This window comes from Martelella alba (assembly GCF_005217455.1).
GTDB lineage: Bacteria > Pseudomonadota > Gammaproteobacteria > Enterobacterales > Enterobacteriaceae > Acerihabitans.
The window spans coordinates 349,106-363,806 of sequence record NZ_SZPQ01000002.1 but is presented as its reverse complement, the minus strand read 5'-3'; the positions used below and the strand labels follow the sequence as shown (position 1 = coordinate 363,806).

The following is a 14,701-nucleotide window of genomic DNA, read 5'->3' as shown; positions in this document are numbered from 1 at the left end:
CATGTACCGATACCAGAAAACGATGAGGATGGTTTGCTTTGCTGGTGTGTAGTGACGTGGGTGATCAATGGTATGGGGACAGGGGAATTTGGTGATTGTCCGGGGATGTAATATTCAGTTTGATGATGAGAAAAATAACGAACTTATGAATGTAACATCATGATTTTACGATAGCTGAAATCAGTGTATTTTTCTCAATAATGAATATAATACTATGATAAATAATGATAATTGGTGGGTCTCGAAAACCGTTGAAGGAGCAATCCTTCCGAGGGTTCAAATCCCTCTCTCTCCGCCATTATTCAATTGGTTATCGGCATCATGGCCGCAACTGCCTAGCCAAATCCATCGGTCGACGATGGGGTTTGTATTGCTAAATTCCACATTTTCTCCTTCCCCGATTTTCGGGTATTCGCGCGAAACCCGCCATCAAACGCGGTGAAGCGCGGTCATCATGGGCAGGTATAGGTTGTCCAACGATCGCCGGCCGCATCGACGATACTAAACCGCTTATCCGACAAGCGCTGCGCCAGAAAACCCTCACGGGTCATCGCCGACGGGATATATTGTGTCCGGTCGGCGGAATGCAGCATACCACTGTTCACCGTCTGCCCGGCAGTCGTGACGGTAAAAGAACTGAAATGATCAATAATTAGCGCTTGGGTTTCACCCAGCGGCTGGCCGGAAAGCCGTTTGATTTCGCCGCGGCATTCGATGCCTTTATAGGTTGACGAGCAAGCCGACAGCAACAACACCGTCGCTATCAACCCGGCTGGCAGCCCGGAGCGAGCCTTGGCCCATTTCGCCAGTCGGCTGGGCGCGTAACGTCCACGGGCGCAATCCGTGGCCCCGCCGTGTCGCGGTTGCCGCGCAGCGGGAAAAATGCCGATTGAGGGTATGTTAGTGGAAACGCACCATGCGATTTTGTTGATGTTTGTCTCCTTGATAACAGGCATTGGCGGTGTAGGCATTCGCCAAATGTTCCATAAGCCACATTGAGTATACACTTGCCATGGGGCTTTTTGCCTTCTTGTTGATCATGTGCGCCCACGGCCGTCATGGCGCCTTGTGAATTATCGTGGGTATCGCGCTGCTAAGCCGGATAAAAAGAATTTTCCGGCCTATCAGGTGGATGGCGGAAAGGAGCCGGCGGGTGCTTCACAATGCCATCAGGCTTTCACTATACTGTATAAAAATACAGTATAGGAGGTGTCAAATGGGTTTCCCCTCTCCGGCGCAGAGTGACATTAAAAATCGAGTCAGCCTCGATAAAGCCTGTATACCCCATCCGGCCTCCACCTCTCTGGTGCGGATGGAGGAGGCCTGCCTGGCGGCGGGCATTTTCCCTGGGGCGATCCTGGTGGTGGACGCGGCATTGAAACCCGCCCACGGTAGCATTGTGCTGGCGGCGGTGGAAGGGGCCTATGTTATCCGCCGCTTGCGTCTTTACCCCGTACCGGCGTTGGAAAGCCTGGGCACGCGTGGTGAAAAAAGGCTTATTGATCCGGAGCAGGAAGGGGTGGCGGTGTTCGGCGTGGTCACCTACGCGGTCAACAGTCTGCAGGGAAGAGACGGTGACGATACCCCCTGTTTGTGAGAGCCGGCCGACATTGGCTAAAATTGCGTGGACCGGAACCCATTGAAATTGATACCCTACCACGCCGCTATTTGTGCCGGCGCCTATCGGCGTCGGCCGGGTCAAGTCTAGCGGATATTCTTGACGCAATGGCCACTAAACGGTGTTTGTCCGGTTGTCTTATGAAAAAGTAAATGAACCTCGGAAAACAATATTGGGAAAGAGCGGTAAAACGCGCTGACGGGAAAGAGGCCTGATGAAAACCACCCATACCGCGAAAAAACGGCTGACACGCTTGGCTTCGCTAACGTCATTGGGCGTCGCGCTGTCCCTGGTGGGGGTTAAAATATGGGCCTGGCTGGCAACCGGATCCATTTCGCTGCTGACCTCGGCGGCGGACGGTCTGGTGGATGTTCTGGCTTCCCTGGTCACCCTTACCGGTGTGTATTATGCACAGCGTCCGGCGGACAGAGGGCATCGCTACGGCCATGGCAAGGCCGAAGCGGTGGCCGCGTTTGTACAGTCGCTTTTGCTTGGCGGCGCGGGACTGATCTTGGGTATCGAATCCATCGGACGCCTGATTCATCCCCAACCGCTTTCCCAGCAAACCCTCGGTATCCTGGTCATTATCGGCAGCAGCTTGGTGGCGGCGTTCCTGGTGGCGATGCAGACCTTCGTGGTCAAGCGCACCGGCTCTACCGCCATAGCCGCCGATCGCGCCCATTATGTCACCGATGTTGCCGTAAATATTGCCGTTCTGGTCGCGTTGGTGCTCGACGATCGGTTTGGCTGGACGCGATCAGACGCCGCCGGGGCGTTGGGCATTTCCTGCTATATGTTATGGAATGCCCGCGGCATGGCGCTTTCGGCGTTGATCCAGCTTTTAGACCGGGAGCTGGATGTCAGAGAGCGCCGGCGGATCCGGGCGGCCGTGCTAAGTTGCGAGGGGGTGCGGGGCGTGCATGACATCCGTACCCGCAACGGCGGTGACAGGGTATTTGTCGAGTTGCATGTTGAGGTCGACGGTCAACTGACTGTGGATGTCGGCCATGATATCGGCGACGCCGCCGAGGCGGCGGTGCGCAAACTGTTTCCCGCGGCGGAGGTTTCGGCGCACCTGGAACCGGCGGGTATTGATGACCAACGGCTGGATGATCTGGTAAAATAATTTCCCTGCTTTCGGCAAAAAAAAACACCCACGCAAAAGACAAGTGGGTGTCCAACATCACAACAGCCCCGGAGAAACCGAAGGCTTTTGCAACAATAACATTGCGCCGGGAGCGCGGCAAATGAGAAAGGCTTATCATCGCCGGGGCAATATTCATTGATATGATATGGTTACATGGCCGGCCAACGGTCATGGGCGCGTTGACCGTGCTTTATTTGCAAGTAATTATTTCCCAATAGTAAGGATATCGTTAGATGCGACAAAAGATGCGTAAAGGATATTGCTTATAATCCGTTAAGCCCTAATAGTATTTATCAGAAATGGGTATGTTATCAGGCGTAGTTCCATTAGGTATCCGAAGATGAAAAAGTTATTGGTGTCTCTGTTGTCGCTGAGCCTGGCTATTCCGGTAGCGGGTATTGCTGCGCCGGGGTGGCATGGCGGGCCGGGTCCCGGGCCTGGGTTCGGGCCTTATCATCATCCTTACCATTATGGTCCTCATGGTTGGGTGGGCGGTTTTCCTCGCCCCGGAGACAGGTTCGGCTTTTTGCCAGGCCTGGCCGCGACGGTGCTGGTGGCCGGATTGACTTATTATGTGCTGGATGGGGTTTATTACCAGCGCCACAATAACGAATATGTGGTCGTTAATGCGCCGCCGGCGGCGCCGGCCGCGCCCGGTTATGCCTCGGGTGGCTATAATGGCAATATGACGGTGCTGGATTTGAATGGCGAGCGTTATTACGTGAGCCAAGGGCATTACTATCGCCGTGATATCAATGGACAGTATCTCGAAGTTCCCAGACCCGCCGGGTTGTAAGGCCATATTATCTCACAACGACGGTGTCCGCCAGGCACCGTTTTTTTTCGCGTTGATCAAGGTTATTTCATGAGATCCCAGATCGTGTTTTTCGGTCGCCTGTCCGTGAGACGTCTAGGCATGTTTACATTGGCGGAAAATTATATGCAATTTAAATTATTAAAAACATAACTAATTATCGGGCAAAACAGGGGGTGATAATTATGATAAATAGTTAAAAAATAATTTAATTTGCAACAGTTATTTTTTTCAAAATATAGTTTATTTGATAAATAATTTGGCGTTAATAAAGTTTCTCTTCTAGGCTGTAAATACGAGGGGGCAATAAGGTTCCTTCCGCCTTGTCTATTAAGACGATGGCTATGTATCTGCTCATTCGATTTAACACTTTCTCTGGAGGTCATTATGACCGGACAACGTAAAGGCACAGGCAATTTCGCGGACGATAAACAGAAAGCATCCGAAGCCGGCAAGAAAGGCGGTCAGCATAGCGGCACCGGCGGTTTCAAAAACAACCCTGAAAAAGCGTCCGAAGCGGGTAAGAAAGGTGGCATGAACAGCCACGGCAGCCGCAAATCCTGATAGCCTTCGCTGCCATAGGCCTCGACTGCCGCTTGCGCGGCAGTCGGCCCGACCGCCAGTCCTTCCCACCGCGCAGTAGTAACCACCCGCCGGTCACAAACGAATTTCACGGAACTTTCCCTCGGGATCATTTGTTGTATACTCACGACTATCCGACCGGTCCATTGTGATGGCGCGGTGGACCAATGCCATCAAGCCCAAGGGGAAGCCGAAATGGAAAATGATCCACGTTTCACCGCACTATTGGAACGCATCCAGGCGCTGGAGGCCCGCGAACGGCAACTGACCGTGGCATCGCACGCCTATCAAGTTGTCATTACCACGATTCTTGGCAATTTAGATGCCGAGACTCGCGGGCGAATCATCGCCATGGTGGATGAAGCCCATGAAATTGCCTACTCGCAGGCGATAACCCGTAGTGACACGCATCTCTCTGAAATCATCAAAGGCGCCGATGAGATCGTTCAGCGGATGTTCAATTATGCCCAGGGCGGCTCACACTCCGACTTGCCCTGAAAGCGGCCATATTCTCGTCATCTGCCGGCCAATGATGGCTTCGTCCGGCAAGCATGTCGTTGTTGCCAGCCCGTTGATAAAGGCAAGTATATACTTGATGAATTTCGTGTTGCCATTTGTGCCAGAAGGTGGCGGGGATAGGTATCAAGAATGAGGGGTGGTTGGCATAAGCCCGGTAACAATGAACACATGGCCAAGAATACGCGGCCATGAAGATACGGATAATTCTGCTCGCCTGCGCCATCGTGCTGGCGGGTTGCGACACATCACCCGCACCGCAGGCCGCTGGTTCGACCTGGAGCGCGGAAGGCAAAACCATGGGGACCTATTACCGCGTCACGTTGGCCTTTGCGCCGGCGGCGGCGCTCAATGGGCTCCAGGACCAGATACGCCATACGCTGGATCAGGTCGATAGCGAGATATCCACTTACCGCCAGGATTCGATTTTGTCCCGTTTCAATCGCTATGCCGGCCGTGATCCGCAACCGATCTCCGCCGGTATGGCCGATATCGTCAGTACCGCGTTGCGTATCGGCGCTAAAACCGGCGGAGCGATGGACATCACTGTGGGGCCGCTGGTGAATCTGTGGGGGTTCGGACCGGATAAGCAGCCGGTGACCATGCCCGATCAGGCGCAGATCGATCAGGCCAGGCAACGCACCGGCTTGCAGCATTTACGGCTCATCGAGGGGGTGCGGGGGCAGTGGCTGCAAAAGGACCTGCCGGATATGTATGTGGATCTTTCCACGCTGGGCGAGGGGTATGCCACCGACGCGCTGGCTCGCCTGATGGAGCGTCGCGGCGTCACACGCTATCTGGTTTCGGTGGGCGGCGCGGTGGTTTCCCGAGGGTTGTCGCCGCAGGGCAGGCCATGGCGGGTGGCGATTCAAAAGCCCACCGATCGGGAAGTGGCCGCGCAGGCCGTGGTGGATTTACAAGGCCACGGCATCAGCACGTCGGGCACTTACCGCAATTATTACGAACTCCAAGGCAAACGGGTATCGCACATCATCGATCCCGCGACGGGACGGCCCATTGAGCATAAACTGGTTTCTGCCACCGTCATCGCCGCCACGGCTCTGGAAGCGGATGGCTGGGACACGGGATTGATGGTGCTGGGTACCCGAAAAGCGCAAGCATTGGCCGAACGGGAAGGGCTGGCAGTTTATCTTATCACCAAAACCGATCGGGGATTCACCACCTGGATGTCGCCGCAGTTCAAGGCCTTTATTGTCGATTTGCCCGCCGCATCCACGAATTGATTCTCCAGGCCGGTTGGGCAGAAGGAACAAAGCATGAGAAAACCGATAACGCGACTACCGCTACTGGCGCTGTTGTTCGTCGCGCCCGTCGCGCTGGCTGATACCGGCATGTCCGGCATGACCGGCATGAATACGGAGGGCGACATGCAGGGCCTGAGTCCGGCGAGCCAGGCATATATATCTTCCATGGCGGATATGCATGAACACATGTTGGAAGGCGTGAAAGACGATAATCCGGATGTCGCCTTCGCCCAAGGCATGATCCCTCATCATCAGGGGGCAGTCGCCATGGCTGAAATCGAATTGAAATATGGCAAGGATCCCCAACTGCGGGGTCTGGCGGAGAATATCATCAAAGCGCAACAGGCCGAAATCAAGTTTATGCAGGCATGGCTGGACGCCCATCCCCACGACACGCATTAGGCCGCCCGGCTTGCAATTCGACAGCGGGTTTGGTAAGTCTATAGTACCCAGGTGCTGACGGGGAAATTTTGGTAAATCTATCTCAACTGACGAATAAGCGAGGCGTTTATGAGTAAAGGTAAAGATAAAGCCACCAAGAAGAAGCCGGAAAAAACCCTGAAGGAAAAACGCGCTGATAAGCGGAGTAAAAAAGGCTTGGAAATTTAAGCTGTTTTCCGTGATAAGCCCGGCATTGTCCGGGTTTTTTTATTGGCTATCCCATCGTTACGACAGATTTATCCCTCAGGCGGGACTCTCGCTTGCCGACGTGGTGCCGCGCCAATTCAACTTGGTGAAATCATTCAAAATTCAATGGCGGCGTCAAGCGCAAAACGAGGGATGCGTCATTACGGCACATCTGCGGCGTGACGCCAAAATATTTTTTGAAAAGCGTCGTAAATTGCGATTGGGAACTAAAACCATAATCCAGCGCGATATCAAGAATACGGTGGTCGGTATTCCGTAGTCGATAGACCGCTTCGGTCAATTTCCTTTCACGTATATAACGGCCAGCCGCGATACCGGTGGTGGCGCGAAACACGCTTTGCATGTACCAGACCGAATAACCGGAGCGCGCCGCCAACTCCGGCAATGCAATGTCACGGTCCAGGTGATCCTCAATCCAACTGGCCAACGCGGCGGCCAAAGGTTCATTGGGTTTGATTTCGCGCATAAGGCTAACCCTGCTAGGATGCCAGGAAAAGTTCCAGTGTACAGCCGTCCTACCTCACATTGCCTCGCGGCGGCAAGTGAGCGGCACTCGTCGGGAACGAATTTGAACGTAGCCAACAAAGAGGCAATGTAAAGTTTGACGAGTATATCACGGCGTTGCCACTGCGCCTGACTTAGACATCGCCTTTGTTGTCTTCCTCAACCGCATCATAGATACGTTGCATGATATCGGGAAAAGCCGATTGCACCCGGCTCCAACTGGGGATGAAGGGTTTATCGTTGGGACGTTCGATAAAAGCCTGGCCCGCATCCAGGATACATTGCATGAAAAGCTCCACTGCCGCTTCTTCGCTGTGCTGATCGAACTTAAGACCGTTCATGATGGCATCGTGATGGTAAAATTCGAGGATATCCAGCGCATTGCGATAATAGGTGGCCTTAAGTACCCGGAATGAGTCACTGGTGAGATTAACGCCCATGGTGGCCAGTTTGCGGTACAGTGACTGGATAATGTCGTTACTCATGCGTTTCAGCCCGCCGGAGCCGTCATCCTCGGCCAACGGCTGATGTTTATGATCGTAGTTGTCGGCGATTTCCGACTGGCAAATATGATTAGGGGAATAGTTGCGGTAAATTTCCGATAACAGACCAATTTCCAGGCCCCAGTCACCGGGAATTTTCATGTCGTGCATGACCCGCGTGCGCATGGCGAATTCGCCGGACAGGGGGTAGCGAAAACTGTTGAGATAATCAAGATAGGCCGACTGGCCGTAGACATTTTCCAGTGAGCGCAGAAGGGGACCCACCAGCAGGCGCACCACCCGGCCGTTCATTTTGCCGCTGGCGACACGGGCATAAAAACCTTTGCAGAATTCGTAGCTGAATTTGGGATGAACTACCGGATACAACAGCCGCGCCAGCATGCCGCGCTCGTAAGTCACGATATCGCAGTCATGCAAGGCGACCGCCAGCGTGCGGTCGGACGCCAGGGTATAACCGGTGCAAAACCAGACATTGCGGCCTTTGCCCGGTTCGGTGGGCGACAGCCCCTCTTTCTCCAGCTCGGCGTCAATGGCTTTCAGGCGCGGCCCGTCATTCCACAGGATACGGTGATGTTGCGGCAAACGGGCAAAAAATTCCCGCGCGTAGAGAAACTGATCCCGATCGGCGCGATCCAGACCGATAACGATTTCCTCCAGATAGGGTACTTTAGCCAGCTCATCAATGATTTTGGACAGCGCTGGCCCTTCCAGTTCCGAAAAAAGCGAAGGCAGAATCAGACCCATTTTCCGTTTTTTGGAAAATGCGACCAATTCGCTTTCCAGCGCATTGACATCACGATCCGTGAGGTTATGAAAATTGGCTATGATCCCATTCTGATGGAAATCGCTCATAAAAAAACTCCCCCAAACATGATTTTAAAATAATTATTCAAGCCTACTCGGCCGTCTGGCCGAAAAAGTGGTTCAAACCCTCATTCCATCCCTCGGGACCGTATGCCTGGGTTCGGTAAACCGGGTGAGCGACCGGGCCGAGATCCACTGGCGTTTTACTGTAGCCGCGGATAATGACCGAATAATCCGTCGCTTGCAGCATGCCAATATCATTGGGACCATCCCCAAGACCCAAGGTTCTCCAGGCGCGGCCATCCCGGCGATGGTAAAGATCTTTTAACCAGCGGACCGCGGCGCCTTTGTCGGCGCCTTCGGACATGACATGGTAAAAGCGGCCGCCCTGCACCAGACGCAAGCCTTTTTGGGCGAGACAAGCGGCGAATTCCTGCATTTTATCTTCGCTATCACGCCATATCAGGGTTTCAGACGCCTCGCGCTGTTTGGCCAGCGCGGCATCGGCCGGCGATAAGCCGGTCCATTCGCCCACCCGTTTTTCATCCACATCGCCGAAACCGAAAAATTTAAAGCCGCGCGTCTGGCGTAACTCCGTCAAAATAGACCGTATGGCGTCATAGGATTGACCCAGCGCGCCACCGGCTTGCTCCAAGGCGGCATTTTGACTGCCCGCGTGCAGCATCGCGCCGTTTTCGGCGATAAAAGGCGCGCCTTCCAGCCCGAGGGCATTTTGCAATACACGGATTTCCGCCATGGTTTTACTGGAGCAAATCACCACGGGCAGGGAATGAACCCGCAGTTTTTTCAGCCATGGCGCCGCCGGCTGCCAGCTATAGGTATGGTGATCAAGCAGCGAACCGTCCAAATCGGTAATGATTAATAAAGGATCGTTTAAGTTGGGCATACGTTGTTCGCCTTGTCGCGCCAATAGTGACATCCCTGATATGTCACCTCTCAGTCAAGAGTATATACGATGCCCGGTTGAACAGCGGTAGAAAAAAACACCAACCGATCCTTATATCACGGTCTCTCACTCTTAATACTCAACATCGGCTAATCTGTTTCTGGGAGTATTCCTAATTATTACTCCTGCGTCGCAGGCGAAAACTCCCCCGTTTTGCGCTGGCATATCCCGGCTGGCAATGGTTTCTTCGTTGATAAAAATGGAGTTTTACCTCCTTGACCAGCATGGTTGCCGCCAGTGCCCCATTAATGGGTATCTTGCGGAATGTGAAGAGTCGATAAACTGACTTGCCAATCCTGCCGCTGTGCTTACTATTAACAAGTAATCTGATTTCCTTGTGTAACGAACTTTATGAAATAGCGTCCGTCACACGGGCGGTTATTCCCCCGGTCGGTTTTCCCGGGGTTTTTTTTGTCCAAGGCACTCCCCCGGGTAATAGAGGACGCACCGCGGCGGCACCCGCTTCATGACGAATACCATGGGCATTTCGTGTGGCGAAATTGGCCGGGCAAGGCGTTTTAGGCTAGAATGCTGACATGGCATATTATGAGGTAAGTCATGAAATTGCATGATCGGGTGACAGTAAAAACCGATGGTGGGCCGCGCAGAAAAGGGACGATTTTGGCTTTGGAGGAATTTAGCGAAGGTACCATGTATCTTGTCGCGTTGGACGATTACCCCACGGGTGTTTGGTTTTTCAACGAAATGCATCATCCGGACGGCATTTTTGTCGAGCCGCTGGCGGACGATGCCTGAAAGCCGGAAGAGTGGCGCCGGCATTCCCCCCATGACGTGCGCAAAATGGATAACGCCGTCGCATAATGTCCGCGAGGCGGCGTTGAATAATGGGGATTAAAGCGTCAGGCGCCTAACGGGCGTTAACGTAGATGCCGCTGGTAACCGTATCGGTCAGGCGCACGACATGATAGATAACCTGTTTATTATGGGTTTTGATTTTGCGTTTGATATTGCCTTTATGGGAAGAAACGGTTTTGGCTTTGATTTGCATGATATCAGAGATCTGGATGGTATCGTGACCCGACATCCACATCCGCAGCATGTTGGATTCGGTTTGGCTTAGTCGCACCGGGTTGAGGTCAAGCGCCGACTTATGCGTCCCCTCAAGAATTTTGTTCTTACTGTATCCGGACAATAGCGAATTCAGCGTTTCCGGCTTAATGGACTTAGAGGTAATGATCAGATTCTTGCGGACAAACAGATAGTCCTCGAAATGAATATTGGTCATGGCCATGAAAATGAAAAACAACGTATCGGGATGGCGGGTGATAACCTCTTTAATGCGTTCGGGGGCGTCGGGTTCGTGGATGAAGCATTCTTCATTGATAAATACCACATCCGGCTTTATACGGTCACATTTGCTCTGCAATTGACTGATATCAGTCACCGTATTGATATTGCGGCGTTTCACGCCAGTATCGGTTAAAAATCCCGTGAGACCGAGACGGGTATAGCCGCATGAGTCCATGATGATCGTTGGCATAGCGCACCCCCATTTAAATTCGTCTAGACCCGCCATCTTTCTCGTCGCCGTTTCGTTGGCGCCCATCGCACGCCCTGGTGGCAGGGCTTTTGGAAATCGGCGTGGACGCCGTTACGCTGCTACGCGAAATCTAATGGGCATAATATGTGTTAATCAACGATAAAATGCTTATCTCTGGCCGAAAAATTTCATAAAGCTTCACAGTTAGCTAATGTTCTATCAACAATCCCTTGCTGAGTTCAACGAAATTTTTTTGAGATCAACGTCCCAAAAGTCAATCTATAAATTTGACTTAAGTCTGCTCAGAAGACTTTTAGATGCTAACCAGTGAATCGCTGTTGGCACTCGGGGCAAACACAAGTAAATCTTCAAGCCGCACGCGCTTTCGTGTAAAGGCAAGCGGTTTCCTCAAACAATCATATTATAAAATTAGCTAACTATACATAAGAAAAATTCATCATTTTTTTAGGTATACAATCTTTACAGGACTGGCAGAAAAGCAGGGGTTATATAAGAGAGGTTATAACATTTTTCTTCTTTGTTATCATGTGGTTAAATATTCAGGTTCGGTAAACGCCGTTGAGGGTCATTTTGGGCTTAACATATCGTGCCTATTTAGGTCGTTTTTTGAGCTATAATGTAAGTGCCATTTAAATTTTTTATACACTTTTTTTCTTTGTTTGCCCGATTTTGCTGATGTTTTTACTGCCCAACCCCTAGGGTGTGGCGCAATGTATCGGGATTACTAAAGTGTTGGTCCGGCGGGGCTGACGGCGTCCCGCACGGAAAGGTTAGGTATTCTTACAGCTTTTGCATAGCGTTTGCCATCGGGGGCGGGGGTTAGCCGCCTCACCGGCATTGCGCATGGCCCGGCGACCCATTATCCGGCCCCGGAAGGGGGCGATAAGCCCAGTTATGACAGATGAAGAATTATTGTCTATACTAATTATAGTGTTTCGCCGCCCGAAGGACAGGCGGGGTTGCAAGCGGTCCCAAAGCGGCTTTGCGCTATGTCTGCGTCAATCTAGGGAGAATGGACGGCCACAACTATATACTCTCTTGGCTTTGCCTCTTTGCTATTCGCTTGCTTCCTTTACTCCTCCTTATGGGCTGCCTGCGCCGCGCGAATCCGCCATCCCTTAATTTAGCAACACCCCGGGAATGTCGCTTGCTTCATTTCTTTAACGTAGTTCGCGTCGCGGCAAGGCGACGGGAAAGCGATGCCCAGGTCGGGATTGCGCGGCAACCCAAGGCGGGCGCAGATGGCATAGCGGCGATGGAAAAAAAGATGAAGGGTACCCATGAGGATTACAGGCATGACTGATAGCGAAGCAATACCCCCGGTCTCCTTGCATTCATCCGCATTCTTCTTTGATTTGGACGGCACATTGGCCGCTATTGAAAAACGACCCGAATGGGTGTCCATCCCCGATAATATCAAGCAGGCTCTCGCCGTCATTTTTTCGGCCACGGGCGGCGCGCTGGCCCTGATATCCGGTCGTCCGCTCAGTGAACTCGACGCGCTGACCGCCCCTTTGTCCTGCCCCGCGGCCGGCGTGCATGGGGCGGAACGTCGGGATGCAACGGGAAAAATTCACCGAATCGAGCTGTCGCCGACGCTTATTTCGGCGGTCGGCTCTGAATTGCGTCGGGCTTTAACGGCGTTTCCCGGTTGCCATGTAGAGGAAAAAGGCATGGCGTACGCGCTGCATTATCGACAGGCGGAACGGTTCAAAGATCAGATAGAAGCGCTGTCCATGTCTTTACTACAACGTTATCCGGAATTGGCTATTCAGCCTGGGAAGTGTGTGTTCGAACTCAAACCCCGCGGCGCGGATAAAGGCGCCGCTATTGATGCCTTTATGCATGAGCGGCCTTTTGTCGGCAAAACGCCGTTGTTTATCGGCGATGATTTGACCGATGAGGCGGGATTTGAATGCGTCAATGCGTTGGGCGGCCTTTCCATCAAAGTCGGACCGGGAAAAACCGCCGCCCGTTTTCGTCTGGATGGTGTGGACAAGGTACATCTTTGGCTAGTGTCATTGGCAAAACAACAAGAGAATCATTCTATTAAAACCATAATCTCAGTTGGGGAGGATTTATGAGTCGCTTAGTTGTCGTTTCGAATCGTATTGCGGCCACGGAAGGTAAAAAAGAAAGCGCCGGCGGATTGGCCGTCGGCATCATGGATTCGTTGAAAGACGCGGGCGGTCTATGGTTCGGCTGGAACGGGAAGATCAACGAAGAAGAATTACCATTGGAAAAGCATCAACAGGATAATATTTCTTTTGCCGCATTCAGTTTGAAGCAAAGCGAATACGACCAGTACTACTTGAACTTTTCCAATACGGTAATTTGGCCCGCATTCCATTATCGCCTTGATCTGGTGCAATATCAACGTGAAGACTATGACGGCTACTGCCATGTCAATGAAAAACTGGCAGGCCGCCTAAAACCCCTGATTCAAAAAGATGATATTATTTGGGTCCATGATTACCACTTATTACCGTTCGCCGCCGCCTGCCGTAAATTGGGCATAACCAACCGCATTGGCTTTTTCCTGCACATTCCTTTTCCCACATCGGAAATCTTTAATGCACTACCACCGCGCAAAGAATTGCTGGCCATGTTATGCGAATATGATTTGCTTGGATTTCAAGCCGAATCCGATCGTTTGGCTTTTATCGAAAATCTGTCTTTGGTGACCGACGTGGAACAAGTTGACGATGACCGGTTTTCGGCTTATGGAAAATCGGTGACAGCGCGTGTCTATCCCATTGGCGTCGAACCGGACAGTATCCGGAAACTGGCGGAAGGGCATCTCCCGCCTAAACTGGCCCATTTGCGGGACAAGATGAATGGGCAGCTTATCATCAGCGTGGATAGGCTGGATTATTCCAAGGGATTGCCGGAACGCTTCCAGGCTTATGAAACCTTATTGGAAAATTATCCCCAGCACCGCGGCAACATACGCTACTTTCAGATAGCGCCCACCTCGCGCGGGGACGTGCAGGCCTACCAGGATATCCGTCATGAACTGGAAACCGAGGCGGGGCGAATCAACGGCCATTATTCCACTCTGGAATGGACGCCGTTGTTTTACCTCAACCAGCATTATGAGCGCAGTCTGCTGATGAAGATTTTCCGTCACTGCGATGTGGGCTTGGTCACTCCGTTGCGCGACGGCATGAATCTGGTGGCGAAGGAGTATGTCGCCTCGCAGGATCCGACCGACCCGGGAGTATTGATTCTCTCCCGTTTCGCCGGCGCGGCCAATGAACTGACCAGCGCGCTGCTGGTTAACCCCTATGATCGCGACAGTGTCGCCGCGGCGCTGGACAAGGCGCTCAGAATGCCTTTGGCGGAAAGGAAAGCCCGTTTTCAGGAAATGATTGCCGTGATAAAAAAGAACGATATCGTTCATTGGCGTCAGTCCTTCCTAACGGATCTTAAAGCGGTTCCGGCGCACTATGAGAATGATGCGGCCGCCCGCATCGCCGCCCGCGCGCCATTATCCAAACCCGCTTGAGCGTTGGCGCATCGGCCGAGGCCGTCCATATGCCCATGCCCGTCGCCTGACGGGACCAGGGACCGCCGAAGGCGGCAAGCGTGTTGTACTCGTCATGCTTCACGTCGCCTCGTTGTTGGTTATATTTGCCCGCCCCAGTCACAGGGTTATCCATGTGCCTGGGGAGGCACGGGAGACATCCCGACTCTCACCAAAGGCCTGCGGCTTCATCTTAGGTTAACTGATTGTTATTGCTGGTTGTCGGCCTGTCATCGACCTCTGCGTCGTCTCCCATAGCATAAAAATCCATATCTTTTTATTTCG

15 protein-coding genes are annotated in these 14,701 nt (G+C 52.6%); 10 read left to right on the top strand and 5 right to left on the bottom strand.

Annotation, left to right across the window (positions count from 1 at the left end; all coding sequences use genetic code 11):
- Positions 1–452: 452 nt before the first annotated feature.
- Positions 453–971, bottom strand: a complete 519-nt coding sequence (locus FCN80_RS26685; protein ID WP_230492470.1) for a hypothetical protein — start codon at positions 969–971, stop codon at positions 453–455.
- A 245-nt stretch (positions 972–1,216) separates the two neighbouring features.
- Here FCN80_RS26685 and FCN80_RS04065 point away from each other — a divergent pair, with 245 nt between their 5' ends.
- The 7 genes from FCN80_RS04065 (at position 1,217) to copM (ending at position 6,344) form a co-directional block, all read left to right on the top strand.
- The gene (locus FCN80_RS04065; RefSeq protein ID WP_136988602.1) at positions 1,217–1,597 is read left to right on the top strand and encodes a S24 family peptidase; all 381 of its coding nucleotides are present in this window, start codon (positions 1,217–1,219) and stop codon (positions 1,595–1,597) included.
- Between the two features lie 235 nt (positions 1,598–1,832).
- The gene (locus FCN80_RS04060) at positions 1,833–2,744 is read left to right on the top strand and encodes a cation diffusion facilitator family transporter (protein WP_136988601.1); all 912 of its coding nucleotides are present in this window, start codon (positions 1,833–1,835) and stop codon (positions 2,742–2,744) included.
- A 361-nt stretch (positions 2,745–3,105) separates the two neighbouring features.
- Positions 3,106–3,561, top strand: a complete 456-nt coding sequence (locus FCN80_RS04055; RefSeq protein ID WP_136988600.1) for a DUF6515 family protein — start codon at positions 3,106–3,108, stop codon at positions 3,559–3,561.
- A 405-nt stretch (positions 3,562–3,966) separates the two neighbouring features.
- Positions 3,967–4,143: a con-10 family general stress protein gene (locus tag FCN80_RS04050; protein ID WP_136988599.1), complete on the top strand. Its 177-nt coding sequence runs from the start codon at positions 3,967–3,969 to the stop codon at positions 4,141–4,143.
- A 213-nt stretch (positions 4,144–4,356) separates the two neighbouring features.
- The gene (locus FCN80_RS04045) at positions 4,357–4,659 is read left to right on the top strand and encodes a hypothetical protein (RefSeq protein WP_136988598.1); all 303 of its coding nucleotides are present in this window, start codon (positions 4,357–4,359) and stop codon (positions 4,657–4,659) included.
- A gap of 209 nt (positions 4,660–4,868) precedes the next feature.
- Entirely contained in the window at positions 4,869–5,921 is a 1,053-nt protein-coding gene (gene apbE / locus FCN80_RS04040) for an FAD:protein FMN transferase ApbE (protein ID WP_136988597.1), read from the top strand.
- Positions 5,922–5,954: 33 nt separating this feature from the next.
- Positions 5,955–6,344 (top strand): CopM family metallochaperone, encoded by a 390-nt coding sequence (gene copM, locus FCN80_RS04035; protein ID WP_136988596.1) that lies wholly within the window; start codon positions 5,955–5,957, stop codon positions 6,342–6,344.
- Between the two features lie 337 nt (positions 6,345–6,681).
- On the opposite strand, the gene FCN80_RS04030 is transcribed toward copM, so the two are convergent.
- The 3 genes from FCN80_RS04030 to FCN80_RS04020 form a co-directional block, all read right to left on the bottom strand.
- Positions 6,682–7,056, bottom strand: coding sequence for a helix-turn-helix domain-containing protein (locus FCN80_RS04030; RefSeq protein ID WP_136988595.1), 375 nt, complete (start codon positions 7,054–7,056; stop codon positions 6,682–6,684).
- A 172-nt stretch (positions 7,057–7,228) separates the two neighbouring features.
- Entirely contained in the window at positions 7,229–8,449 is a 1,221-nt protein-coding gene (locus FCN80_RS04025) for a glycosyltransferase family protein (protein WP_136988594.1), read from the bottom strand.
- 43 nt (positions 8,450–8,492) lie between these two features.
- On the bottom strand, positions 8,493–9,308 hold the full coding sequence (locus tag FCN80_RS04020) for a mannosyl-3-phosphoglycerate phosphatase-related protein (RefSeq protein WP_136988593.1): 816 nt from the start codon (positions 9,306–9,308) through the stop codon (positions 8,493–8,495).
- A gap of 618 nt (positions 9,309–9,926) precedes the next feature.
- Here FCN80_RS04020 and dsrB point away from each other — a divergent pair.
- Positions 9,927–10,124 (top strand): protein DsrB, encoded by a 198-nt coding sequence (gene dsrB / locus FCN80_RS04015; protein ID WP_136988592.1) that lies wholly within the window; start codon positions 9,927–9,929, stop codon positions 10,122–10,124.
- 112 nt (positions 10,125–10,236) lie between these two features.
- On the opposite strand, the gene rcsA is transcribed toward dsrB, so the two are convergent.
- Positions 10,237–10,869, bottom strand: coding sequence for a transcriptional regulator RcsA (gene rcsA, locus FCN80_RS04010; protein WP_136988591.1), 633 nt, complete (start codon positions 10,867–10,869; stop codon positions 10,237–10,239).
- Positions 10,870–12,185: 1,316 nt separating this feature from the next.
- Between rcsA and otsB the strand changes: the two genes are divergently transcribed.
- Both otsB and otsA read left to right on the top strand, forming a co-directional pair.
- Entirely contained in the window at positions 12,186–12,974 is a 789-nt protein-coding gene (gene otsB, locus FCN80_RS04005) for a trehalose-phosphatase (RefSeq protein ID WP_136988590.1), read from the top strand.
- Positions 12,971–14,398 carry an alpha,alpha-trehalose-phosphate synthase gene (otsA, locus tag FCN80_RS04000; protein WP_136988589.1) on the top strand — a complete coding sequence of 476 codons (1,428 nt, stop codon included), beginning with the start codon at positions 12,971–12,973 and terminating at the stop codon, positions 14,396–14,398. Before otsB ends, otsA begins: the two co-directional genes overlap by 4 nt.
- The last annotated feature ends 303 nt before the right edge of the window (positions 14,399–14,701 follow it).